Origin of the sequence: Enterobacter pseudoroggenkampii, assembly GCF_026420145.1 — a bacterium.
In the GTDB taxonomy this organism is placed as follows: domain Bacteria; phylum Pseudomonadota; class Gammaproteobacteria; order Enterobacterales; family Enterobacteriaceae; genus Enterobacter; species Enterobacter pseudoroggenkampii.
Genome location: NZ_JAPMLV010000001.1, coordinates 555294 through 578417, shown reverse-complemented (window position 1 = coordinate 578417; position 23124 = coordinate 555294). Strand labels below are relative to the sequence as shown.

The window sequence follows — 23124 nt, the reverse complement described above, 5'->3', positions numbered from 1 at the left end:
AGCCACTGATATGAGCCACATCACCATTTACCACAACCCCGCCTGCGGCACTTCGCGCAACACGCTGGAGATGATCCGCAACAGCGGCACGGAGCCAGAGATTATCCTCTATCTGGAAACCCCGCCGTCGCGCGATAAGCTGACCGCCCTGATTGCCGAGATGGGCATTTCAGTGCGGGATCTGTTGCGTAAAAACGTGGAGCCCTATGAACAGCTCGGCCTTGCCGACGATAGCTTCACCGACGACCAGCTTATCGATTTTATGCTGCAGCACCCGATCCTGATTAATCGTCCGATCGTGGTGACGCCGCTGGGCACCCGCCTGTGCCGCCCGTCTGAAGTCGTTCTCGATATTCTGCCGGACGCGCAAAAAGGAGCGTTTACGAAAGAGGATGGCGAAGCCGTCGTAGACGCCAGCGGGAAAAAAATCTCGCCAAAGTAACCCATTGATAATGGCACGGTAAGATCTGCCAACCGCATGCCCCACCCAACGGTTGAGTTGCATCCGCCGAAACCCGGCACATACTGTTGAGGGTTAAGTCTGGTGAGGGTATGCAGGTATGGGCTTTAAAAACAAAACCGCCGTCATCTTCGGCGGCAGCGGCGCTATCGGCAGCGCAACTGCGCACGCTCTGGCGCGTGAAGGAGCGGATGTATACCTCGCCGCACGTGACCACACCAAGCTGGAGCAGGTCGCCAGCCGTATTCGCGCAGCGGGCGGTTCTGCCAGCACGTTTATTTTCGATGCGCTTGAGGAGTCCTCGCAACTCCCGGACCTTGCCCGCATTGATATCGTCGTCAACGCCACAGGCTTTCTGCACGATCAGGGTAAACGCCTTGAGGCGTTAACGCTCGGCGAGTTCAGGCAGGGTTTCGACCCTTTCCTGGCCGCGTACTTTAACATTGCGAAAGCCGTGTCATCCCGCATGGGCGGCGAGCATGGCGGGACCATAATTACCGTCGTCGCCCCCGCCGCAAACATGGCGATGGCAGGCCACCTCGGGCATATCGTCGGCTGCGCGGGTACGGAAGCCTTGACCCGGGCGCTTGCGGCTGAGTTGGGGACTCAAAATATTCGTGTGCTGTGTCTGCGTTCGCACGCGATAGCCGATGCGGTGCAGGCGGGTTCGTATGTGGGTGCCATTTTCGCCGCCAAGGCGCAGGCGATGGGGATAACGGTTGAGCAATTTCTCGGCGGTGCCGCGCAAAGTACCCTGACGCATCGCCTGCCGACGCTGGCGCAGGTAGCAGACACGATTACGTTTCTGGTATCAGATGCGGCAGGTGCCATCACGGGAACTACCGTCAATATGACCGCGCGCGCAACCTAGCCTTTGCCCTCGCCCGCAATCCTCCCCACCATCGCCCGGATCTCCTCGCGGGATAGCGGCGTCCGGTCGGTCACGTAGTGCAGCGTCATCCCTTCGATAAACGCATCCAGCGCGCGGGTGGTGACCGGGTCGAACCACTGCTCCAGCGTGGTCTGGCTCATCTTCATCCAGTCCTGCATCACCGTTTTGAGCGCCGCGCTGCGGTGCATAAAGGCGTAGAGCTGGTACATCAGCGCCATGTTGTGCGGCGTGGTCACCTGCGAGCTGTGGATCAGCGTAGTGATGGATTCGCACGCCATCTCCGGCCCGGTGACGCCGGCAAAGAAATCCCGGTACTGCTGCGACATCTGCCGGGTAAACCACGTGAAGGCCTCCTCCAGCAGCGGCTCCATGCCGTCGAAATAGTAGGTCATCGACCCCAGCGGCACGCCCGCACAGGTGGCGATTTTACGGTGCGTGACGGCGTGGATCCCGTGCTCGGCAATGGTATCGAGCGTTGCCTGCAGGATCTTCTCCCGGCGATGCGGATCGTTCGGTGGTCTGCTCATAAATTCCTCACGTGGTTTGTGTACAAATGTACACAAACTTGCTAGTGTTGTCGCTATTGTTGTACTTCTGGTGCTACCCCAATGACGCTGACCTCTCCCCGCAAAGCCCTGCAGCTCCGCATGTGGGCGCTGTTTATGTTCTTCTTCATTCCCGGCCTGCTGATGGCCTCCTGGGCCACGCGCACCCCCGCCATTCGCGATATTTTGTCCGTTTCTACCGCTGAGATGGGCATCGTGCTGTTTGGCCTGTCGATAGGCTCCATGAGCGGCATTCTCTGCTCTGCCTGGCTGGTTAAGCGCTTCGGTACGCGGGCGGTGATCCGCACTACCATGTGCTTCGCGGTGTTCGGGATGATCGTGCTGAGCGTGGCGCTGTGGTTTGCCTCACCGGTGCTCTTCGCCCTGGGCCTGACGGTATTTGGCGGTAGCTTCGGTTCTGCAGAAGTTGCCATCAACGTTGAAGGGGCGGCGGTCGAACGTGAGATGAACAAAACCGTGTTGCCGATGATGCACGGTTTTTACAGCCTCGGCACGCTGGCCGGTGCCGGCGTGGGGATGGCGCTGACCGCCACCGGCGTGAGCGCCAATCTGCATATTCTGCTGGCGGCGCTGGTGTGCATCATTCCCATTCTTACCGGCATCCGGGCGATCCCGGACGGTAACGGCAAAAACTCCGCTGACGAACAGCACTCGGCCGAAAGAGGGCTGCCCTTCTACCGCGACTTCCAGCTGATGCTGATCGGCGTGGTGGTGCTGGCGATGGCGTTCGCGGAAGGATCTGCCAACGACTGGCTGCCGCTGCTGATGGTGGACGGCCACGGCTTTAGCCCGACCTCCGGCTCGCTGATCTACGCCGGGTTTACGCTGGGGATGACCGTCGGACGCTTCACCGGCGGCTGGTTTATCGACCGCTACAGCCGCGTGGCGGTAGTGCGCGCCAGCGCCCTGCTGGGCGGTCTGGGCATCGCGATGATCATCTTTGTCGATGTGGACTGGATTGCCGGGGTCTCGGTGATCCTCTGGGGGCTGGGTGCGTCGCTCGGCTTCCCGCTGACCATTTCAGCCGCCAGCGACACCGGCCCGGATGCCCCGACGCGCGTCAGCGTAGTGGCAACCACGGGCTATCTCGCCTTCCTGGTCGGGCCGCCGCTGCTCGGCTTCCTCGGTGAGCACTACGGACTGCGCAGCACCATGCTGGTGGTGTTAGGGTTGGTCATCATCGCGGCGCTGGTGGCGCGCGCGGTGGCAAAGCCGGAAACGAAACAAACGACACTGGAGAAGGGATATGAGCGTTAAACTGATCGCCGTCGACATGGATGGTACTTTTCTGAGCGATGCCAAGACCTATAATCGCCCGCGCTTTCTGGCGCAGTACGCCCGCATGAAGGCGCAAGGCATTCGCTTTGTGGTCGCCAGCGGCAACCAGTACTACCAGTTAATCTCCTTTTTCCCGGAGATTGCGCATGAAATTGCGTTCGTCGCCGAGAACGGTGGCTGGGTCGTGAGCGAAGGAGAAGATGTCTTTAACGGTGAACTGTCGAGAGCCCATTTCGACACGGTCGCGAACGTGTTAAGCGACGTGCCGGGTATTGAGATCATCGCCTGCGGGAAAAGCAGCGCCTACACGCTGAAATGCTATGACGAGGGCTTTAAGGCCATCGCGGCAAAGTACTATCACCGTCTGGAAATGGTCAGCGATTTCGGCAACCTGAACGATATTTTCTTCAAGTTCGGGCTTAACGTATCCGATGATGAAATTCCGCGGATTCAGGCGCTGCTGCATGAAAAACTCAGCGACATCATGGTGCCCGTCACCACCGGTCACGGCAGTATCGACCTGATTATCCCCGGCGTGCATAAGGCCAACGGCCTGCGGATCCTGCAGCAGCGCTGGGGGATAGAGAACAGCGATGTGGTGGCCTTCGGCGACAGCGGCAACGACGTGGAGATGCTGCGCCAGTCCGGGTTCAGCTTTGCGATGGCGAATGCCAGACCGCATATCAAAGCGGCGGCGCGTTTTGAAGCACCGCATAATAACGATGAAGGCGTGCTGGATGTGATTGATAAGGTGCTGAACGGGGAGGCGCCGTTTAATTGACCGCGTGCGGTCTGTTGGCTTTACCCTCTCCCACAGGGATAGGAATCCCCAGTCATTTTTTAACCGGAAGCGATGAATATAGTTTCAGGAAAATAAATGGCTTACAGCAACGCCCTGGTCCGGCTGTAAATCGCCGAAGCGTTTCCGTAAGGCCGGGGCGAGGCGCACGGATGCGCCGAGAGGGCGTGGCCTGCAGGGATGCAGGCTCATGCCCGACCCGATAGCCTGAAGGAATAAGCTGAGGGCACCGCGAAGCGGCGATTTACCGCCGGGAGCCCGGGTCGCCAGGGCGGCGGCGATTGAGCCGCCATGGCACGTTCACAGGTCGTGTCGTTAAAGAGTAGCAAGAAACATAAAGTGAACGGAATGACCACCAGAGCCGTATGTTCCCCCTCACCCCTGCCCTCTCCCTCAAGGGAGAGGGAGTCGCCCGTGCAGGCATTATTTTGTGAGGAACCCTCAGCCCACGAGGAGAGGGAATAAAGATCACGGTTGCAGGGCGTTCCCGACGCGTTTGTCCTTCAGGAACACCACCATCAGGCCAACCCACAGCACGCCGTTGGCGAGGTTAAACAGGCTGAACAGCCCGTTACCGCCCATCGCGTAGGCATGCTTGCTCACCTCAATACCGACGGTAAAAATCAGCATCTGCAGCATCCCCATCGCCGCGGAGACCGTGCCTTTACTCATCTCGCTGGCAAACAGCGTCAGGCGCACCAGCCCGGCGTTCGCCACGCCAATCCCGAAGGCGTAAATGCTGAGTCCTGCCGTCATCCACAGATAAGCGTGTGATGACGCAACGGTCGCCACCGCTGCCAGAATCAGCCCTGCGGCAATCGGCCAGCCGCCCATGATAATCAGTGAACGCACGGTGCGTCGTGACGTCAGACGTGCCAGCACCAGGTTGCCGATAATCAGCGCGCCAAAGATCGGCACCTGCAGCAGACCATACTCATAGCTGCTGAGCTTTTCACCGCTGATGATAATGACCGGCGACTGGGCGATCCACGCCAGCAGCGGCAGGCTAACGAACCCGGTCGCCAGCGCGCCCGCCACAAAGCGGCCATTCTTCAGCACTTCTTTGTAATCCCTCCCCAGCTCTTTCAGCGAGAGTTTCTCGCCGATGCGGGTGGCCGTTTCCGGCATCGCACGGTGCAGGCCAAAGAACGCGAAGGCGGCGAGAAGCGCAAAGAGCACAAACATCCCTTCCCACGGCGCAACGTGCACCCACGCGGCCCCCACCAGCGGCCCGAGTAAGGGGGCGATAAGCGCCACGTTCGCCATCAGCGCGGTAATTTTGATGCACACCGCCTCTTCAAACGACTCCTGAATGGCGGCATACCCCACGGCGCCGATAAAGCACAGGCTCACCCCCTGCAGGAAGCGCAGCAGGGTAAATTGTTCAATGTTTTGCGCCAGCAGCGTGGCAAGACAGGTGACGATAAACCACACCACGCCCGTCAGCATCACCGGACGACGGCCAATACGATCCGACAGCGGACCTAACAGCCACTGCAAAAACATGCCGCCGGCCAGATAGGCGGTCATGGAGGTCGGTACCCACTCGATTCCCGCGTTGTACTGCGCCACTACGGCCAGCATACCGGGCTGGATCATATCGTTGCCGATATAGGTAGAAAATTCGTAGAGCACCAGACACAGAGGGAAAAGCAACGCCTGACGACCCAGACGTGAACCAGAAGAAGAACGGTTTAACATGCAATCTCTTTATAATGACAAAATCGCGACGAGTTTAATGAAATGCCGCAGCCCGAGATAGTGATTTATCGAGGATAAACAGAAATAAAGCACATATCGTCTTCGTTTAAGGTTTCCTTAAGTTGACAGATTTATGATAGCCCCATTACTCGTCAACGACCCCAAATTATGGCACTCACTTCCAGCCGTTCAGAATTGTCTAACTTACAGACAAATAAGACAAAACGACTTTACCGCTTGCCGGGCCGCTTTTATGGTTATCAGCTTTTCGTACTGGTCGTCCTTGCCGTGCTTTTCACGTGGTTATCACGCAATGAAGCGCTCGACAGATGGATCACCGGTTTTTGGTATGACGCGGCAACGCAGAGCTTCCCGCTGCAGAAAGACCATCTGCTGGATCTGCTGAACCACCGTCTGGCGAAGTACATTGCCATCGCCTTAGGTGCCGTGGCGCTGTTTTACGGCGCTTACAAGCGTAACGCAAGGCTGGTCACGGCGGCGCTGCTGATGGGCGTTGGTGCGCTGGTGGTAGGCGTGCTGAAAAGCGTGAGCCATCACAGCTGCCCGTGGGATCTGGTGGAATATGGCGGTAAGGCCGTCTCTTATCCCCTGTTCAGCGCCGTCCCTGCTGACAACGGTCCGGGGCGCTGCTTCCCCGGCGGTCACGCCTCCAGCGGCTTTATGGTGATGGGGCTGTTTTTTGCCTTCTGGCGCGAGCGTCCGCGTCTCGCCTGGTGCTTCGTCGCGCTGGGCGTGGTGTTAGGTCTGGTGATGGGCTACGGCCAGATCATGCGCGGGGCACATTTTTTCTCTCACAACCTGTGGGCTGGGTGGTGGGTCTGGTTTTCTCAGGTGGTGGTCTACGGCCTTGTTTCCACCCGGTTTGCTAAAGAGTGATAACGCTATGTTAGAGAATCTGAATTATCAGCTGTTTTATCTGATCAACGCCACGCCGGCCTCGCCTGAGTGGACGATCGACTTTGCCACCTTCCTGGCAAAAGATCTGATCAGTATCGTGCCAGCGCTGGCCGCCATCCTCTGGCTGTGGGGACCTCGTAGCCAGGTGAAAGCGCACCGCCAGCTGGTGATCAAAGTGGCGATGGCGCTGGGCGTGAGCGTTCTGGTGAGCTTCGCACTGGGTCATGTGTTCCCGCACCCCCGTCCTTTTGTGGCTCACGTGGGCTATACCTTCCTGCACCACGCGCCGGATGACTCGTTCCCGAGCGATCACGGTACGGTGATCTTCACCTTCGCACTGGCTTTCCTATTCTGGCATCGCCTGTGGTCTGGTGCGGTCCTGATGGTGGCGGCCCTGGCAATCGCCTGGTCTCGCATTTACCTGGGCGTTCACTGGCCGCTGGATATGGTGGGCGGTTTCCTGGTCGGGCTGATTGGCTGCGTGAGCGCGGCTATCCTGTGGAGTCTCTTCGGTGAAGCGCTCTACCGCACGCTGTCTTCGCTCTATCGTGCCATTTTCGCTATCCCGATCCGCAAAGGCTGGATACGTGACTAACCCCAACCTGACAGGTTACACTTGAACCCCCGCCCTGCGGGGGTTCACTTTTTTATCCCGAGGAACTATGGAAACACGTCGCGATGACCGCATTGCTCAGCTGCTACAGGCGCTGAAGCGCAGCGATAAGCTGCATCTTAAGGAAGCCGCCAACCTCCTCGGCGTCTCAGAGATGACCATTCGTCGGGATCTGAACAGCGAGAGCGCGCCCGTCGTGCTGCTGGGCGGGTATATTGTGCTTGAGCCGCGCAGCGCCAGCCATTATCTGATCAGCGACCAGAAGACGCGCCTGGTGGAAGAGAAACGCAAAGCCGCGCGGCTTGCAGCCTCACTGGTACAGCCGCACCAGACGCTGTTTTTTGACTGCGGTACCACTACGCCGTGGATTATCGAGGCCATCGACAGCAGCATTCCGTTCACCGCCGTCTGCTACTCCCTGAACACCTTTCTGGCGCTTCAGGAGAAACCCGAGTGCCGGGTGATCCTCTGCGGCGGCGAGTTTCACGCCAGCAACGCCATCTTTAAGCCGCTTAACCTGCAGGACACGCTCAGCAATCTCTGCCCGGATATCGCGTTTTATTCCGCCGCAGGCGTCAACGTGCGTCAGGGCGCGACCTGCTTTAATCTGGAAGAGCTGCCGGTGAAGCACTGGGCGTTGAGCGCCGCGCAGTACCATGTGCTGGTGGTCGATCACAGCAAGTTTGGTAAGGTGCGTTCGGCAAGAATGGGCGAGCTGGCGCAGTTCGATGCCATCGTCAGCGACTGCCGCCCGGACGACGAGATCGTGGCCCACGCGAAGGCGCAGCAGGTGAAGTTGATGTATTAAACGGGGTGCGGTCTGATGCCCTCACCCCGGCCCTCTCCCACAGGGAGAGGGAGAAAACCCATCGAGGTTAGCTAAACCAGCTGCCAAACCACCCGTGGAATTTCATCATCACGAAATCCCACATCCGGCTGAAGAAGCCGCCCTCTTCCACCGCTTCCATCACAATCAGCGGACGCTGTTCAATCGACTTACCGTTGAGCTGGAAATCAATGGTTCCGACCACCTGGCCTTTTTTCAGCGGCGCGGTGAGCTGCGGGTCGGTCAGGGTGTAGCTGGCTTTCAGGTTTTTCAGCTGACCGCGCGGAATGGTCACCGAGCCCGCCTCACCCGCGCCCAGGTTCACTTCGCTCTTGTCACCAAACCAGACGCGCTGGCTGACGAACGTGGCATCCGGTTTAATCGGCGTCACGGTTTCATAGAAGCGGAAGCCCCAGGTAAGCAGTTTTTCTGACTCATTAAAGCGAATACGGTCGGTTTTGGTGCCCAGCACCACCGAAATCAGGCGCATGTCGCCCTGGGTCGCGGAGGCCACCAGGTTATAACCTGCACCCGCCGTGGTGCCGGTTTTCATCCCGTCCACATTGACGTTGCTGCTCCACAGCAGGCGGTTGCGGTTCGGCTGGCGGATTTTGTTGAAGGTAAACTCTTTCTCTTTGTGGATTGCGTATTCATCCGGCACGTCGTGGATCAGCGCTTTCCCCAGCAGCGCCATGTCGCGCGCGGTACTGAACTGCCCCGGCGAATCCAGACCGTGAACCGTTTTAAAGGTCGTATTGGTCAGGCCCAGCTTTTGCGCGTAGCCATTCATCAAACCAATGAAAGAATCCTGGCTGCCGGCAACGTAATCGGCCAGCGCGATGCACGCATCATTTCCCGACTGAATAATTACCCCTTTGTTCAGATCGGAAACGGAAACCTGATCGCCCGGCTTCAGGAACATCACCGATGATCCGCGCAGCGCCGGGTTGCCGGTCGCCCACGCGTCCTTACCGATGGTTACCATATCGTCCAGCTTGATCTTGCCCGCTTTTAACGCCTGGCCCACCACATAGCTGGTCATGATTTTGGTCAGGCTTGCCGGATCGAGTTTCTCATCCGCATTCCCTTCCGCCAGCACTTTACCGCTGGAATAATCCATCAGGATCCAGGCGCGCGCATCCACAGGCGGCGCTTCGGGCGCAGCCTGTTCAGCTGCGTAGAGCGTTGGTGCAAACAGGAAAAGAAGCGCAGAGCCGGTCGCCAGGCTGCGCAGAGAAGTCATTTTACGCGTCATAAATGCCACCCGAGTGTCCATTCAAAAATTACGTCACATCACCGTGTCGCAAGAAGCGATGAGTAATAGCGCACTAAAACGGTTAAAGAAACCCAACGAGGGTAAAGTTATTAAAGTTTATGCAATAACATTCAGATACGCTTTGATTAAGACGATTTTTTTGTCTTCTGTTGCGTAATTGTTAGGTTTATCTCACCATGGCGAAAGGCTGACTCGGATTCACATCTCATCGGGAGTAAATATGATTACGCTGTGGGGCAGAAATAATTCGACCAACGTTAAGAAAGTGCTCTGGACGCTGGAAGAGCTGGATTTACCGTTCAATCAAATCATGGCTGGCATGTCGTTCGGCGTAAACAAAGAGGCCGACTATCTGGCCATGAACCCGAACGGCCTGGTGCCGCTGCTGCGCGATGATGAAACAGACGCGACGCTATGGGAGTCCAACACCATTGTGCGTTACCTCGCCGCGCAGTACGGTCAGGGCCGCCTGTGGGTTGAAAACCCCGCCCGACGCGCTCAGGGCGAAAAGTGGATGGACTGGGCAAACCAGACGTTATCCCCGACCCACCGCGTGATCCTGATGGGGCTTATCCGCACGCCGGAAGCTGAACGTGACTATCCCGCAATTCACGCCGCGCAGGATGCCTGCGAAAATCTGTTTGCGATGATGGATGACGAGCTGGCGAAGCACGCCTGGTTCTCCGGCGAGGCGTTCGGCACAGGCGATATCGCCGTGGCGCCGTTTGTCTGGAACCTGACCAACATGGGCCTGAAGTGGACGCCGCGCCCTCACCTTGAGCGTTGGCTTAAACAGCTGAGCGATCGCCCGGCGTACCGCAACGTGGTGATGATCCCGGTCACCTGATTACGCTCCGGACGGGCTGACTTTCAACAGCTGCCCGTCCGTCTCGTCGGTCAGGACATACAGATACCCATCCGGCCCGACCCGCACATCGCGAATACGCTGGTCCCGGTCGCCCAGAATGCGCCCGTCCTCCGTCACCTTGTTTCCCTCCACGCTCAGCACGATCACGTCCTTCTCCTTCAGCGCCCCAATAAAGAGTTTGTTTTGCCACTGCGGGAAAACGTCGCTGTTGTAGAACGCCATGCCGCTCACCGCGGGTGAGACCTTCCAGACGAACAGCGGCTTCTCGGTACCCTCAACGTGCTCGCCTTTGGCTTCCGGTATTTTCAGGCCGCTGTAGTTAATGCCGTGCGTCGCCAGCGGCCAGCCGTAGTTCTTACCCTTCTCCGGGATGTTGATCTCATCCCCGCCGCGCGGTCCGTGCTCGTTCAGCCACAGCGTGTCGCTCCAGGGATTCATCGCCATCCCCTGCGGGTTGCGAATGCCGTAAGACCAGATTTCGGGCCGCGCGCCGGGGGTCTTCACAAAGGGGTTATCCGACGGGACTTTCCCGTCTTCGGTGAGGCGCACCACTTTACCCTGCAATTTATCCAGATCCTGCGCCGTCGGACGCCGGTTGTTCTCGCCGAGTCCGATAAAGAGAGAACCTTTGCCGTCAAACACCAGTCGTCCACCAAAATGGTTCCCGGTGGAGAGTTTCGGCATCTGGCGGAACACCACCTGGAAGGCTTCAATACGCGTAAAATCGTCGCTTAGCCGGCCATAGCCCACCGCCGTTCCGGCTTTGCCATCACTCCCTGCTTCGGCGAAGCTCAGCCAGACGCGGCGCGATTTTTCAAAATCCGGGGCGAGGACCACGTCCAGCAATCCTCCCTGACCGTTTGCCCAGACCTTCGGCACGCCGATAATCGGATCGGACAACCCTTTTCCGGCCTGCCAGCGTTTGAGCTGACCGTCCTTCAGGGTTACCAGCAGGCCTTGATTGTCCGGCAGAAACGCCAGAGACCAGGGGTGATCGAGTTTATTTTGCAATACCTCGACCTTGACCGCCTCTGGGGCAGCAAGAAGCGAAAACGGAATGAACAACGCAGGCAGGGAAGTTAGCGAGGATCGAGGCATAACGCGCTCCTTTATCGGCATATGGCATAAAGGTTAGCCACTGCATCCGGGCGCGTTACCACTTTTACAAAAGCTTAATCAGAAGGGGGAGTTGCCTCCCCCGGGATCAGTGCTGTTCAAGCTGTTTGTGCTCGTTCAGACACATGATGCATAGAGAGAGCGTTGTCAGGCAGTTTTCAAGCTTCTCCGCGTTTACGGCGATAAAGTTCGGGCAGTCGTGGCGTCCGTTCATCAGACACACCCCTGCAATGGAGAGCACCTCGGCGGCGCGGCGCAGCGCTATTTCTTCACTTTCGCCGCCGTTCGCCTTCAGGGTCGGTGCTTTTTCACGCATGAAATTACACAGTTCAAACAGGTTATCACGCAGATGTTCGCTTTCGCTGACTGACATATACCCTTTTGCCTTCCTCAACTGCAGGTACGCGGCCAGGTCGATTCGGGCGTTGATCAGCTTGTTCAGCAGATCGCGTTTCAGTCTGTCAACGGTCATGCTCTTTCCTCCTCTGTCAGCCATGGTGCATAGTCAGGATAAGTTCATTTTTTGTACAGTTTAATGCCTGGGATCAATTTTTATTAACTGATTAACATAATTTACAATGTTACAACCTCACGCGCAGCGAAGCGCGTTCCGGGGAGCTATGCTACTTTTTTATTAGGCTGAATGGCTTGCAAAATCGCACTCGCAGAGGTGAGTATGGCAGCACTCCCGGTGTCTGAAAAAATATGTTCTCTCTCTAAGGTAGACCTGAATCTTCTCACCATCTTTTGCTTAATCTATAGCGTAGGAAGCATTTCTAAGGTTGCCGATATGCTGGACATATCCGCTTCTGCTGTCAGCCAGTCGCTGCGAAAACTGCGTGAAATGATGGGGGACAACCTCTTTGTCCGCAGCGGCAACATCCTGCTGCCGACGGTGTTTTCAGATGAGCTTTACGATAATACAATCTCGATAATCGATAAGCTCTCCACCCTTCTGCCTGACTCAGTCCCCTCACGTAAGAAGCGCGTGACGCTTTATACAGAATCCTTTATTTCTCCGCTGGTGGTGCCGGAATTAACGGAAAAGCTCCTTGAAACGAATTCAGACATTAGTCTGCTGCATCGCACTGAAGACCTGAATGAACAAAAAACCACTGAACTGCTGAACATGCGTCAGGCTGATGTGGTGTTCTCTACGTTCTCAGTGGAAAACAGCAACATCCGATGTCAGAAGGTGTGCGATATAGACCTGGTGCTTGTCGCCGCGCAGGATAACCCGCTTTATGGCAGTACTATCGATGAAGAGCTGTTCAGAAATGCCAGCCTGGTGGGCTATAACACTAAAAACGAAAAAATTATTTATTACCGCAGCATCGCTGATAAAAAATTCCGCTCCAGCGAACGCTGTTTACTCACCACCTCGTTTGCTTCCATTCTAATCATTATCGCCAAAACTCCATGTCTGGGGATTATTCCCGAGCGCGCCTTTGCCACTTACTCAGAGATGTACAAGCTCAGACGAGTTGGCACCCCGTTCCCGTTACCGAAATTCAGCACTTACTCCTCATACCGAAAAGAGAGCAATAAATTGCTCTCTACTGTGCTGGATGACCTGCTGGTCCCGACAACTTAGCGGCGCGTTTCAGTTCTGATTTAATTTTTCGCGGATTTAGCCCTGTTGCGACAGCAATATCGGTTAGCTTGACGCCGTGCGCATAAAGGGTTTTAGCCATAGCGACTTTGGACTGGACATACATATCTTTCATTAAGGATCTCACAAGTCATGTTGACAGGGTGAAAGATATCTTTTGATGATTTATTAGCCAATTAGCATCGCTTAAAGCCGGGATAAGTAATTCTAAACAGTGTTGCTAAGCAAAGCGGTTGATCCAAACCTGCTGAGATCGCCACAGACCTGTATAAATCCCCCGCGATACGCTGTAAAATCCCGCCCTGATAACTCCATAATTGATGAATTTTTAACCTATGAGCAATGTTACGCACCAGCCGAAAATCGGCTTCGTCTCCCTGGGCTGCCCGAAAAACCTGGTGGATTCAGAACGCATCCTGACCGAACTGCGCACCGAGGGCTATGACGTGGTGCCAAGCTACGACAACGCCGATATGGTGATCGTTAACACCTGCGGGTTTATCGACAGCGCGGTTCAGGAGTCACTGGAAGCCATCGGTGAAGCCCTGACGGAAAACGGCAAAGTGATCGTGACCGGCTGTCTGGGCGCGAAAGAAGACCAGATCCGCGAAGTACACCCGAAGGTGCTGGAGATCACCGGCCCGCACAGCTACGAGCAGGTGCTGCAACATGTTCATCACTACGTGCCAAAACCCAAACACAACCCGTTCCTAAGCCTGGTGCCGGAACAGGGCGTGAAGCTGACGCCGCGCCACTATGCTTACTTAAAAATTTCCGAAGGCTGCAACCATCGCTGCACCTTCTGCATCATTCCGTCCATGCGTGGCGATCTGGTGAGCCGTCCCATTGGTGAAGTGCTGGCGGAAGCCAAACGTCTGGCCGACGCGGGCGTGAAGGAGCTGCTGGTCATCTCCCAGGACACCTCGGCCTACGGCGTAGACGTCAAACATCGCTCCGGTTTCCACAACGGCGAGCCGGTGAAAACCAGCATGGTGGGCCTGTGCGAGCAGCTGTCCAAACTCGGTATCTGGACGCGTCTGCACTACGTCTACCCGTACCCGCACGTTGACGACGTGATCCCGCTGATGGCGGAAGGCAAGATTCTGCCGTACCTGGATATCCCGCTGCAGCACGCCAGCCCGCGCATTCTGAAGCTGATGAAGCGTCCTGGCTCCGTTGACCGCCAGCTGGCGCGCATCAAGCAGTGGCGCGAGATCTGCCCGGATCTGACCCTGCGATCCACCTTCATCGTCGGCTTCCCGGGTGAAACCGAAGAAGACTTCCAGATGCTGCTCGACTTCCTGAAAGAAGCACGTCTGGACCGTGTCGGCTGCTTCAAGTACAGCCCGGTAGAAGGCGCAACCGCCAACGAGCTGGCGGACCAGGTGCCGGAAGAGGTGAAAGAGGAGCGCTGGAACCGCTTCATGCAGCTGCAGCAGCAGATCTCTGCTGAACGTCTGCAGGAAAAAGTGGGCCGCGAGATTATGGTTATCATCGACGAAGTGGATGAAGAAGGCGCGATTGGCCGCAGCATGGCGGACGCCCCTGAAATCGACGGTGCGGTGTACCTGAACGGCGAAACCAGCGTTAAGCCGGGTGATATTATTCGCGTGAAGGTTGAAAACGCGGATGAGTATGACCTGTGGGGTAGCCGGGTTTAATCTCCCCCTCTGTAGTAGGCCGGGTAAGGCGTAGCCGCCACCCGGCACATTTCACAGCACTACCCCTTAATCCTCGGATCCAGCGCGTCGCGCAGCCCGTCCCCCAGCAGATTAAACGCCAGCACGGTCAGGAAAATCGCCAGACTTGGGAAGATCGCCACGTGCGGGGCAATCACCATATCTGCCCTCGCCTCGTTCAGCATCGCGCCCCACTCCGGCGTTGGAGGCTGAGCCCCTAACCCCAGAAACGACAGGCTGGCCGCCGAGATAATCGACACGCCGATACGCATGGTGAAATAGACCACGATGGACGACACCGTCCCCGGCAGAATATGGCTGAAGAGAATGGTGGCGTCGCTGGCCCCCATACTGCGGGCCGACTCGATAAAGGTCTGTTGTTTCAGCACCAGCGTGTTGCCGCGGACAAGACGAGCAAACGCCGGAATCGAAAACACCGCGACCGCAATGATGACGTTTGCCATGCCGCTGCCCATGATCGCCACCACGGCAATCGCCAGCAAAATGCCGGGAAAAGCAAACAGCACGTCGCAGATGCGCATGATGATGCGATCCCACCAGCCTTCGTAATACCCGGCAACGAGACCCAGCACGGTACCGATGGCCGCGCCAATCAGCACCGCGAACACCCCGGCGGCAAGCGAGATCTGCGCCCCCACCAGCACGCGGCTAAAGATATCGCGCCCGAGGGAGTCCACGCCGAACCAGTGCAGCATCGACGGTCCGTCGTTCAGACGGTCGTAGTCAAAATAGTTTTCCGCATCAAACGGCGCCACCCACGGCGCAATCACCGCCACCGCAATCAGCAGCAGCACAAACAGCCCCGCGGTCATCGCGACCGGCTGACGGCGAAAACGCCGCCAGAATTCAGACCACGGGGTGCGGACGTGGTCCGGTTTTAGCCCCGGCATCGCGTTTAAAACGGCCTGACGTCGCCAGTTCAACAATCGCATCTTACTTGTACCTGATGGCCGGGTTAATGGCGGCATAGAGCACGTCCACCACTAAGTTGATAAGAATAAACTCCAGCGAGAAAAGCAGGACTTCCGCCTGAATCACCGGGTAGTCGCGCATCTCGACGGAATCGACCAGCAGGCGTCCCAGCCCCGGCCAGTTGAAGACCTTTTCCACCACGATAGAGCCGCCCAGCAGGAAGCCAAACTGCAGTCCCATCATCGTCACAACCGGGATCATCGCATTGCGGAACCCGTGCTTGAGAATGACCCACTTCTCGCTGACCCCTTTCGCCCGCGCGGTGCGAATATAATCTTCGCTCAGTACGTCAACGAACGAGGCGCGGGTAAAGCGGGCCATCACCGCCGACACGGCAGCCCCAAGCGTCATGGAAGGCAGAATGTAATGCTTCCAGGTATCGGCCCCGACGGTCGGCAGCCAGCCCAGTTCGACGGAGAAGATCTGCATCAGCAGCATCCCCAGCGCGAACGCCGGGAAGGAGATGCCGGTCACCGCCAGCGCCATGCCGAGCTTGTCCGGCCAGCGGTTGCGCCAGACGGCCGCGACAATCCCGGCGCCCAGCCCAAACACGACCGCCCAGCTCATACTGGCAATCGTTAACCAGAACGTCGGCATAAAGCGGCTGGCAATCTCCTCCGACACCGGACGGCGCGATACCATCGAGATACCAAAATCGCCCTGCAGAACGTTGCAGATATAATGGATGAACTGCATATACAGCGGCTGGTCGAGGCCAAGCTGCTTACGCACCAGCTCAATGACGGTGGCATCCGCTTCAGGCCCGGCAACCAGACGCGCCGGATCGCCCGGCAGCATATGGACAAACAGAAACACCAGGATCGCCACAATCAGCAGCGTCGGGATAAGCCCCAGCAGGCGTTTACACACATAATTCAGCATGAGGTTTATTTTAAATCCGCATCGTCAAAGCTAAAGCCCGTATCCGGCATAATGTAGAACCCGGTCAACGCTTTATTATGGGCTGACACCAGTTTCTCCACCACCAGCGGCACCCACGGCGACTCTTTCCAGATGATGTCCTGCGCGTCCTTGTAGAGACGCGCTTTCTCTTCCGGTTTGGTGGTTTTCAGGGCATCGGCCAGGTCTTTATCCACCTGCGGATTGCTGTAAAACGCGGTGTTGAACAGGGTTGGCGGCCAGTTCTGCGAGGCAAACAGCGGCGACAGCGCCCAGTCTGCTTCACCGGTCGAGGCCGACCAGCCGGTATAGAACATCCGCACCCCGCTCTCTTTCTGCCCTTTGCCCTCCACCTCTGCCGCACGCTGTCCGGCATCCATCGCGGTCACCTGCGCCTTAATCCCCACCTGTGCCAGCTGCTGCTGGGTAAACTGCAGCACCTTCTGAGCGGTACTGTGATTATGCGAGGACCACAGCGTGGTGCTGAAGCCGTTCGGGAAGCCCGCCTCTTTCAGCAGCTCGCGCGCTTTGGCCGGATCGTACGGCCACGGCTGATAGCTTTGCGCATAGGCGATAGCCGGCGGCAGCACGCCGGTGGCCGGAGTGGCATAGCCCGCAAAGGCGACCTTCACCAGCGCCTGACGGTTAATGGCGTAGTTGATGGCCTCACGCACCTTCGGGTTATCGAACGGCTTTTGCGTGACGTTCATGCTGATGTAACGCTGCATGATCGACGGGCTGGCGACCAGCTCCAGCTTGCTGTTTTTCTGCAGAATGGCGGCCTGCTCATACGGGATCGGGAAGGCAAACTGCGCCTCGCCGGTTTGCAGCATCGCCGCGCGGGTGTTGTTGTCCACCACCGGGCGCCAGGTGATGGTATCGAGCTTCGGCAGCCCCTGCTGCCAGTATCCGGCGAATTTCTTCACCTTCACAAAATCGGTCTGGTTCCAGGTGAGCAGCTCGTACGGACCGGTGCCAACAGGGTGGAAGCCGATCTCCTTGCCGTATTTCTTCAGCGCGGCAGGGGAAATCATCGCCGTTGCCGGATGCGCCAGAATATTGATAAACGCGGAGAACGGCTCTTTCAGGGTGATTTTTACCGTTGCCGGGTCGACCACCTCGGTGCTGGCGATATTTTTATACAGGTTATAGCGCTTGAGGCTATTTTCCGGATTGCTGGCGCGATCGAGGTTAACCTTCACCGCCTCCGCATTGAAATCTGTCCCATCCTGGAACTTCACGCCGGTCCTGAGCTTGATGGTATACACCAGTCCGTCGTCGGACACGGTGTACCCCTCCGCCAGCACGTTTTTGAGCTTCATCTCTTTATCCAGGCCAAACAGGCCCTGGTAGAACGATTTCGCCACCGCCTGAGAGAGCGTGTCGTTGGCGTCATACGGATCGAGCGTGGTGAAATTAGAGCCGACGGCAACCACCACATCTTTGGCAGCGAACGCGGGGGCAGCGGCCAGGGCTGCCGTCACGCTCGCGGCTAACAACCATCTACGCGCTACAAATGTAACCATTGTGTTCTCCTGCCTGTTGAAAGTTATAACCGCGAAAAGGCATTGTCCTGACGCGGGGGAGCAACGAAATGACCCGGACTGACCTCGCGCAGCGTCACGCGCTCCACGGCCTCGCCACGCTTACGAATATTGCTCGGCATTTCATCCTGCAGCAGCACGCGCTGGCCGTGACGATGCGCCGGATCGGCAACCGGGACCGCCGCGATGAGCTTGCGGGTGTACGGATGCTGTGGGTTCTCAAACACCGCTCTTCGCGGCCCAATTTCCACGATTTGCCCCATAAACATCACCGCCACGCGATGGCTGATGCGCTCGACCACCGCCATGTCGTGCGAGATAAACAGAAAGGCAATGCCCATATCCCGCTGTAAATCCAGCAATAAGTTGATGATCTGCGCCCGGATAGAGACATCCAGCGCCGAGACGGACTCATCGGCAATCACCACTTTCGGGTTTAGCGCCAGCGCGCGGGCGATGCAGATACGCTGCCGTTGTCCGCCGGAAAACTCGTGCGGATAACGCCAGGCATGCTCCGGCTTCAGGCCGACGCGCTCCAGCAGCCAGGCCACGCGACGCTGTGCCGCTTCACCGTCGAGCAGGTTATGTACCCGCAGCGGCTCCATGATCGAATACCCCACCGTATGGCGCGGGTCGAGGGAGGCATACGGATCCTGGAAAATAAACTGAATATCCCGCCGCACCGCCTGCAGCCTGCTGTCCGGAAGGGTATCAATGCGCTCACCGTTAAAGGTAATGCTGCCTTCCTGTGACTCCACCAGACGGAGCAACGCACGCCCGGTGGTGGATTTACCGCAGCCGGACTCCCCCACCAGCGCCAGCGTTTCGCCCGGCCAGAGATCGAAACTGACGTTTTCCACCGCATGCACTTCGCGCTTCACCCGGTTCAGTACGCCGCTGCGCAGCGGAAACCGGGTGACCAAATCGCGCACTTCCAGAATGGGCTTACCCGGCACCACGGTGTCCTGCTCGCGCTCATCCTCCTGCTGCTCAGACGCCTCGAGAGAAATCAGGGGGAAGCGGCGCGGCAAATCGCTACCGTTCATCGCCCCCAGACGCGGAACCGCCGCCAGCAGCGCTTTGGTGTAAGGATGCACGGGCGCGTGAAAAATCTGCTCAACCGTGCCGGTTTCCACCGCGCTGCCCTTATGCATCACCAGTACGCGATCGGCGATATCGGCGACCACGCCCATATCGTGGGTGATGAAAATCACCCCCATCTCCATCTCCTGCTGCAGGACTTTGATGAGCTGCAGGATCTGCGCCTGAATCGTCACGTCCAGCGCCGTCGTTGGTTCGTCGGCAATCAGCACCGCGGGACGGCAGGAGAGCGCCATGGCAATCATCACCCGCTGGCGCATGCCGCCGGAAAGCTGATGCGGATAGCGCCCCAGAATGGCCTGCGCCTCCGGAATGCGCACCAGCTCCAGCATCCGTCGGGCCTCTTTGAGCGCTTCATCGCCGCTCAGCCCCTGATGCAGGCGGATGGACTCGGCAATTTGCTCCCCGACCGGGAACACCGGGTTCAGGGAGGTCATTGGCTCCTGGAAGATCATCGCAATATCCGCCCCGCGCACGCTCTGCATCTGCGAACCGCTTAGCTCATTTAAATCAATGACCTGACGATTGCGGCGGCGCAGGAGCATTTTCTCGCTGCTGATTTGCCCGCCCGTCTGTTCCAGCAGGCGCATCAGCGCCAGTGCGGTAACCGATTTCCCGGAGCCGGACTCGCCAACAATCGCCAGCGTCTCGCCGCGCCTGAGCGTGAACGATAAATTCTGTACTGCGGGAATGAACTGCCGCTCTTCCTGAAACGCAATATCGAGCTGATGGACAGCCAGCACTTCGCGGTTGTCCAGTTCTTCACTGTGCGGCACGCGCTGCCCCCTTATTCACGATAGATGCCCGTGCTCGGTTCATCACCGGCATAACCCCAGGCGCGATACATGCCTTCGCTGTTGAACGGCAGTGCCACGTTGCCCTCACGATCCACCGCAATGAGTCCGCCGACGCCGCCCAGGGCAGGCAGTTTTTCCATCACCACGCGCTCGCAGGCCTCGCTCAGGCTTAAGCCGCCGTAATCCATCAGCGCGGTGATGTCGTAGGCCGCGAGGGCGCGAATAAATACTTCCCCGGTTCCGGTACACGACACCGCCGCCGTCGCGTTATTGGCATAGCAGCCGGCGCCCGGCAGCGGGCTATCGCCGACGCGTCCGGGCAGCTTGTTGGTCATCCCGCCCGTTGACGTCGCCGCCGCGAGGTTTCCGGCCTTATCCAGCGCCACCGCGCCGACCGTGCCCATTTTGGTGGTTTCATCAAGCGGCGCACTGTGGTCAAGCTGCGTCATGCCCGCCGAACGGGCTTCCAGCAGCTGCTGATAGCGCGCTTCCGTGGAAAACAGATCCGGCGATACCGGCTCCATTCCGTGTTCGAAGGCAAACCTCTCCGCCCCCGCGCCCGTCAGCAGCACGTGCGGGCTTTCTTCCATCACCAGACGCGCGGCCAGCACCGGGTTACGCAGGTGGCTGACGCCTGCCACGGCCCCCGCTTTCAGGGTGACGCCGTCCATCACGCAGGCATCCAGCTCGTGCGTTTCATCCCGGGTAAAGACCGAACCGATCCCCGCATTAAATAACGGGCACTCTTCCAGCAGGCGCACCGCCTCGGTGACCACGTCCAGCGCGCTTTCGCCCGCTTCCAGCATTCTCTGGCCCGTTTCCACAATGGCGTACAGCGCGTCGATGTAACGTTTTTCCTGCTCAGGCGTAAGCTGTGCTCGGGTGATTGCCCCGGCCCCGCCATGAATTGCGATTACCGCCTTAACCATTCGCATCACCCGTTAGCCTGTTTTGCGGCTTTTTCTATAAATATCATTATCGTCGACGAAACTTCAGATGATTTTTGAATATAGAAAGACGTAACAGTGATGTAAAGCGTGCACCCTTCGGTCATACAGTTAGCCGCACTTTTCTGCCATAATGGACGCTTTCGTTGTTACTCCGCAGGAGCCCACCATGGATTTTACCGCCGGACTGATGCCGCTTGAGACGGCACTCACGCAGATGCTTGACCGAGTTTCCCCGCTGCATGACGTTGAGACGCTGCCCCTCGTGCGCTGTTTTGGCCGTATTGCCGCGCGCGATATCGTCTCTCCGCTTAACGTGCCGGGGTTTGATAACTCCGCGATGGACGGTTACGCGGTACGCCTGGCGGATCTCCAGACGGGTAACGCCCTGCCGGTGGCGGGTAAAGCCTTTGCGGGTCAGCCGTTTAGCGGCGAATGGCCTGCGGGCACCTGCGTGCGCATCATGACCGGCGCACCGGTTCCGGCAGGCTGCGACGCCGTGGTGATGCAGGAAGAGACCGAACAGACCGACGACGGCGTGCGTTTTACCGCGAGCGTCAAAGCGGGCCAGAACATCCGTCGCACGGGCGAAGACATTACCCTCGGCGCGACGGTCTTTGCCGCCGGACAGAAGCTGACGGTGGCGGAGCTGCCGGTCCTGGCCTCGCTCGGCATCGCGGACATCGACGTTATCCGTAAAGTGCGCGTTGCCGTTTTCTCCACCGGCGACGAGCTGCAGCTTCCGGGCCAGCCGCTGCAGGACGGCCAGATTTACGACACCAACCGCCTGGCGGTACACCTGATGCTGGAGCAGCTGGGCTGCGAGGTGATTAACCTCGGCATCATTCCTGACGATCCGGAAAAACTGCGCGCCGCGTTTATCGAGGCGGATAAATCCGCCGACGTGGTCATCAGCTCCGGCGGCGTCTCCGTGGGCGAAGCGGATTACACCAAAACCCTTCTTGAAGAGCTGGGTGAAATCGCCTTCTGGAAGCTGGCGATCAAGCCGGGCAAGCCGTTCGCGTTTGGCAAGCTTTCACACAGCTGGTTCTGCGGCCTGCCGGGTAACCCAGTCTCGGCGGCACTCACCTTCTACCAGCTGGTGATCCCGCTGCTGGCGAAGCTTTCCGGCAACAATGCTAACCCGCTGCCGGAACGCCAGCGCGTTCGTGCCGCCACGCGCCTGAAAAAATCACCGGGCCGCCTCGATTTCCAGCGCGGCATTCTGGCGCGCAACGCGGACGGCGAGCTCGAAGTGAGCACCACCGGGCACCAGGGCTCGCACATTTTCAGCTCCTTCAGCCAGGGCAACTGCTTTATCGTGCTGGAGCGCGAGCGCGGTAACGTGGAAGCAGGCGAGTGGGTTGAGGTCGAGCGCTTTAACCACCTGTTCGGAGGCTGACATGACGGTGGAGCTGAGCGACCAGGAGATGATGCGCTACAACCGCCAGATTGTGCTGCGCGGATTCGATTTCGAGGGCCAGGAAGCGCTCAAGGCAGCCAGCGTACTGGTTGTCGGTCTGGGCGGTCTGGGCTGCGCCGCAGCGCAGTATCTTGCCGCAGCGGGCGTGGGAAAGATGACGCTGCTGGATTTCGATACCGTATCGGTCTCGAACCTGCAGCGCCAGACGCTGCACAGCGACGCGACGGTGGGCCAGCCGAAAGTGGAATCCGCCAGGGCTGCGCTGGCGCGCCTCAACCCCCACGTTCAGTTCACGTTGATTGACGCGATGCTGGATGACGACGCGTTGTCCGCGCAGATTGCGCAGCACGATCTGGTGCTGGACTGCACCGATAACGTCGCCGTCCGCAACCAGCTCAACGCGGGCTGTTTTGCCCACAAAATTCCACTGGTCTCCGGCGCGGCGATCCGCATGGAGGGGCAAATCAGCGTCTTCACGTACGCCGAGGGTGAACCCTGCTACCGCTGCCTGAGCCGTCTGTTTGGCGAGAATGCGCTGACCTGCGTTGAGGCGGGCGTGATGGCGCCGCTCGTCGGCGTGATTGGCTCATTGCAGGCAATGGAAGCGATCAAAGTCCTGGCGAACTACGGCACGCCCGCAGCGGGGAAAATCGTGATGTATGACGCGATGACCTGCCAGTTCCGCGAGATGAAGCTGATGCGTAACCCGGGGTGTGAGGTCTGCGGAGGGTAAACCCTGCTGCGGCCTGATGCCCTCACCCCGGCCCTCTCCCACAGGGAGAGGGAGAAAACCGTAGGCCGGGTAAGCGTCAGCG

The 23124-nt window shown here is 58.4% G+C and carries 22 protein-coding genes; 12 read left to right on the top strand and 10 right to left on the bottom strand.

Annotation, left to right across the window (positions count from 1 at the left end):
• Positions 1-10: 10 nt before the first annotated feature.
• Together arsC and OTG14_RS02790 are read left to right on the top strand one after the other, a co-directional pair.
• Entirely contained in the window at positions 11-442 is a 432-nt protein-coding gene (gene arsC / locus OTG14_RS02795; protein WP_267214550.1) for a glutaredoxin-dependent arsenate reductase, read from the top strand.
• Positions 443-560: 118 nt separating this feature from the next.
• Positions 561-1331 (top strand): SDR family NAD(P)-dependent oxidoreductase, encoded by a 771-nt coding sequence (locus OTG14_RS02790; RefSeq protein WP_267214549.1) that lies wholly within the window; start codon positions 561-563, stop codon positions 1329-1331.
• Here OTG14_RS02790 and OTG14_RS02785 read toward each other — a convergent pair.
• Positions 1328-1879 (bottom strand): TetR/AcrR family transcriptional regulator, encoded by a 552-nt coding sequence (locus tag OTG14_RS02785; protein ID WP_267214548.1) that lies wholly within the window; start codon positions 1877-1879, stop codon positions 1328-1330. The genes OTG14_RS02790 and OTG14_RS02785 overlap by 4 nt on opposite strands.
• Positions 1880-1960: 81 nt before the next feature.
• Between OTG14_RS02785 and OTG14_RS02780 the strand changes: the two genes are divergently transcribed.
• Both OTG14_RS02780 and OTG14_RS02775 read left to right on the top strand, forming a co-directional pair.
• Positions 1961-3175 carry an MFS transporter gene (locus OTG14_RS02780; protein WP_267214547.1) on the top strand — a complete coding sequence of 405 codons (1215 nt, stop codon included), beginning with the start codon at positions 1961-1963 and terminating at the stop codon, positions 3173-3175.
• Positions 3165-3977: a Cof-type HAD-IIB family hydrolase gene (locus tag OTG14_RS02775; RefSeq protein ID WP_267214546.1), complete on the top strand. Its 813-nt coding sequence runs from the start codon at positions 3165-3167 to the stop codon at positions 3975-3977. The genes OTG14_RS02780 and OTG14_RS02775 overlap by 11 nt, the downstream gene beginning before the upstream one ends.
• Positions 3978-4463: 486 nt before the next feature.
• Here the strand turns inward: OTG14_RS02775 and OTG14_RS02770 are convergent, their stop codons facing one another.
• On the bottom strand, positions 4464-5696 hold the full coding sequence (locus OTG14_RS02770) for an MFS transporter (protein WP_032649341.1): 1233 nt from the start codon (positions 5694-5696) through the stop codon (positions 4464-4466).
• A gap of 168 nt (positions 5697-5864) precedes the next feature.
• Here OTG14_RS02770 and OTG14_RS02765 point away from each other — a divergent pair, with 168 nt between their 5' ends.
• The 3 genes from OTG14_RS02765 (at position 5865) to deoR (ending at position 8035) form a co-directional block, all read left to right on the top strand.
• The gene (locus OTG14_RS02765; protein WP_267214545.1) at positions 5865-6593 is read left to right on the top strand and encodes a phosphatase PAP2 family protein; all 729 of its coding nucleotides are present in this window, start codon (positions 5865-5867) and stop codon (positions 6591-6593) included.
• 7 nt (positions 6594-6600) lie between these two features.
• Positions 6601-7209, top strand: a complete 609-nt coding sequence (ybjG, locus tag OTG14_RS02760; RefSeq protein ID WP_024908675.1) for an undecaprenyl-diphosphate phosphatase — start codon at positions 6601-6603, stop codon at positions 7207-7209.
• 67 nt (positions 7210-7276) lie between these two features.
• Positions 7277-8035, top strand: a complete 759-nt coding sequence (gene deoR / locus OTG14_RS02755; protein WP_008503427.1) for a DNA-binding transcriptional repressor DeoR — start codon at positions 7277-7279, stop codon at positions 8033-8035.
• Positions 8036-8102: 67 nt separating this feature from the next.
• Here deoR and dacC read toward each other — a convergent pair whose 3' ends face one another.
• Positions 8103-9308 (bottom strand): serine-type D-Ala-D-Ala carboxypeptidase, encoded by a 1206-nt coding sequence (gene dacC, locus OTG14_RS02750; protein ID WP_047653218.1) that lies wholly within the window; start codon positions 9306-9308, stop codon positions 8103-8105.
• A 241-nt stretch (positions 9309-9549) separates the two neighbouring features.
• Between dacC and OTG14_RS02745 the strand changes: the two genes are divergently transcribed.
• Positions 9550-10176 (top strand): glutathione S-transferase family protein, encoded by a 627-nt coding sequence (locus OTG14_RS02745; RefSeq protein ID WP_024908678.1) that lies wholly within the window; start codon positions 9550-9552, stop codon positions 10174-10176.
• Here the strand turns inward: OTG14_RS02745 and OTG14_RS02740 are convergent, their stop codons facing one another.
• Both OTG14_RS02740 and bssR read right to left on the bottom strand, forming a co-directional pair.
• The gene (locus tag OTG14_RS02740) at positions 10177-11295 is read right to left on the bottom strand and encodes a PQQ-dependent sugar dehydrogenase (protein ID WP_267214544.1); all 1119 of its coding nucleotides are present in this window, start codon (positions 11293-11295) and stop codon (positions 10177-10179) included.
• Between the two features lie 106 nt (positions 11296-11401).
• Positions 11402-11785, bottom strand: a complete 384-nt coding sequence (gene bssR / locus OTG14_RS02735; RefSeq protein WP_024908680.1) for a biofilm formation regulator BssR — start codon at positions 11783-11785, stop codon at positions 11402-11404.
• A gap of 204 nt (positions 11786-11989) precedes the next feature.
• On the opposite strand from bssR, the gene OTG14_RS02730 reads away from it, so the two are divergent.
• Positions 11990-12907, top strand: a complete 918-nt coding sequence (locus OTG14_RS02730; RefSeq protein ID WP_267214543.1) for a LysR family transcriptional regulator — start codon at positions 11990-11992, stop codon at positions 12905-12907.
• A gap of 353 nt (positions 12908-13260) precedes the next feature.
• The gene (gene rimO / locus OTG14_RS02725) at positions 13261-14586 is read left to right on the top strand and encodes a 30S ribosomal protein S12 methylthiotransferase RimO (RefSeq protein WP_023335043.1); all 1326 of its coding nucleotides are present in this window, start codon (positions 13261-13263) and stop codon (positions 14584-14586) included.
• Between the two features lie 59 nt (positions 14587-14645).
• Here the strand turns inward: rimO and gsiD are convergent, their stop codons facing one another.
• From gsiD to iaaA, 5 genes are read right to left on the bottom strand one after another with little or no spacing between them, the layout of a single operon-like run.
• Positions 14646-15557, bottom strand: a complete 912-nt coding sequence (gsiD, locus tag OTG14_RS02720; RefSeq protein ID WP_024908682.1) for a glutathione ABC transporter permease GsiD — start codon at positions 15555-15557, stop codon at positions 14646-14648.
• Between the two features lies 1 nt (position 15558).
• On the bottom strand, positions 15559-16479 hold the full coding sequence (gsiC, locus tag OTG14_RS02715; RefSeq protein WP_032649351.1) for a glutathione ABC transporter permease GsiC: 921 nt from the start codon (positions 16477-16479) through the stop codon (positions 15559-15561).
• A 5-nt stretch (positions 16480-16484) separates the two neighbouring features.
• Positions 16485-18023 (bottom strand): glutathione ABC transporter substrate-binding protein GsiB, encoded by a 1539-nt coding sequence (gene gsiB, locus OTG14_RS02710; RefSeq protein WP_048990344.1) that lies wholly within the window; start codon positions 18021-18023, stop codon positions 16485-16487.
• A 23-nt stretch (positions 18024-18046) separates the two neighbouring features.
• Positions 18047-19918, bottom strand: coding sequence for a glutathione ABC transporter ATP-binding protein GsiA (gene gsiA, locus OTG14_RS02705; protein WP_048990342.1), 1872 nt, complete (start codon positions 19916-19918; stop codon positions 18047-18049).
• Positions 19919-19929: 11 nt separating this feature from the next.
• On the bottom strand, positions 19930-20868 hold the full coding sequence (gene iaaA / locus OTG14_RS02700) for a beta-aspartyl-peptidase (protein ID WP_048990358.1): 939 nt from the start codon (positions 20866-20868) through the stop codon (positions 19930-19932).
• 187 nt (positions 20869-21055) lie between these two features.
• On the opposite strand from iaaA, the gene moeA reads away from it, so the two are divergent.
• Complete coding sequence (gene moeA / locus OTG14_RS02695; RefSeq protein ID WP_267214542.1) at positions 21056-22288, top strand: molybdopterin molybdotransferase MoeA; 1233 nt, start codon at positions 21056-21058, stop codon at positions 22286-22288.
• A gap of 1 nt (position 22289) precedes the next feature.
• Positions 22290-23042 carry a molybdopterin-synthase adenylyltransferase MoeB gene (moeB, locus tag OTG14_RS02690; RefSeq protein WP_267214541.1) on the top strand — a complete coding sequence of 251 codons (753 nt, stop codon included), beginning with the start codon at positions 22290-22292 and terminating at the stop codon, positions 23040-23042.
• The last annotated feature ends 82 nt before the right edge of the window (positions 23043-23124 follow it).

Coding starts and splice junctions, on each gene's coding strand:
- deoR (WP_008503427.1), top strand. CDS start 7,277: ATGGAAACACGTCGCGATGACCGCATTGCTCAGCTGCTACAGGCGCTG.
- OTG14_RS02740 (WP_267214544.1), bottom strand. CDS start 11,295: ATGCCTCGATCCTCGCTAACTTCCCTGCCTGCGTTGTTCATTCCGTTT.
- OTG14_RS02770 (WP_032649341.1), bottom strand. CDS start 5,696: ATGTTAAACCGTTCTTCTTCTGGTTCACGTCTGGGTCGTCAGGCGTTG.
- ybjG (WP_024908675.1), top strand. CDS start 6,601: ATGTTAGAGAATCTGAATTATCAGCTGTTTTATCTGATCAACGCCACG.
- OTG14_RS02745 (WP_024908678.1), top strand. CDS start 9,550: ATGATTACGCTGTGGGGCAGAAATAATTCGACCAACGTTAAGAAAGTG.
- iaaA (WP_048990358.1), bottom strand. CDS start 20,868: ATGGTTAAGGCGGTAATCGCAATTCATGGCGGGGCCGGGGCAATCACC.
- OTG14_RS02765 (WP_267214545.1), top strand. CDS start 5,865: ATGGCACTCACTTCCAGCCGTTCAGAATTGTCTAACTTACAGACAAAT.
- dacC (WP_047653218.1), bottom strand. CDS start 9,308: ATGACGCGTAAAATGACTTCTCTGCGCAGCCTGGCGACCGGCTCTGCG.
- moeB (WP_267214541.1), top strand. CDS start 22,290: ATGACGGTGGAGCTGAGCGACCAGGAGATGATGCGCTACAACCGCCAG.
- OTG14_RS02790 (WP_267214549.1), top strand. CDS start 561: ATGGGCTTTAAAAACAAAACCGCCGTCATCTTCGGCGGCAGCGGCGCT.
- arsC (WP_267214550.1), top strand. CDS start 11: ATGAGCCACATCACCATTTACCACAACCCCGCCTGCGGCACTTCGCGC.
- OTG14_RS02785 (WP_267214548.1), bottom strand. CDS start 1,879: ATGAGCAGACCACCGAACGATCCGCATCGCCGGGAGAAGATCCTGCAG.
- gsiB (WP_048990344.1), bottom strand. CDS start 18,023: ATGGTTACATTTGTAGCGCGTAGATGGTTGTTAGCCGCGAGCGTGACG.
- rimO (WP_023335043.1), top strand. CDS start 13,261: ATGAGCAATGTTACGCACCAGCCGAAAATCGGCTTCGTCTCCCTGGGC.
- OTG14_RS02730 (WP_267214543.1), top strand. CDS start 11,990: ATGGCAGCACTCCCGGTGTCTGAAAAAATATGTTCTCTCTCTAAGGTA.
- OTG14_RS02775 (WP_267214546.1), top strand. CDS start 3,165: ATGAGCGTTAAACTGATCGCCGTCGACATGGATGGTACTTTTCTGAGC.
- bssR (WP_024908680.1), bottom strand. CDS start 11,785: ATGACCGTTGACAGACTGAAACGCGATCTGCTGAACAAGCTGATCAAC.
- OTG14_RS02780 (WP_267214547.1), top strand. CDS start 1,961: ATGACGCTGACCTCTCCCCGCAAAGCCCTGCAGCTCCGCATGTGGGCG.
- gsiD (WP_024908682.1), bottom strand. CDS start 15,557: ATGCGATTGTTGAACTGGCGACGTCAGGCCGTTTTAAACGCGATGCCG.
- moeA (WP_267214542.1), top strand. CDS start 21,056: ATGGATTTTACCGCCGGACTGATGCCGCTTGAGACGGCACTCACGCAG.
- gsiC (WP_032649351.1), bottom strand. CDS start 16,479: ATGCTGAATTATGTGTGTAAACGCCTGCTGGGGCTTATCCCGACGCTG.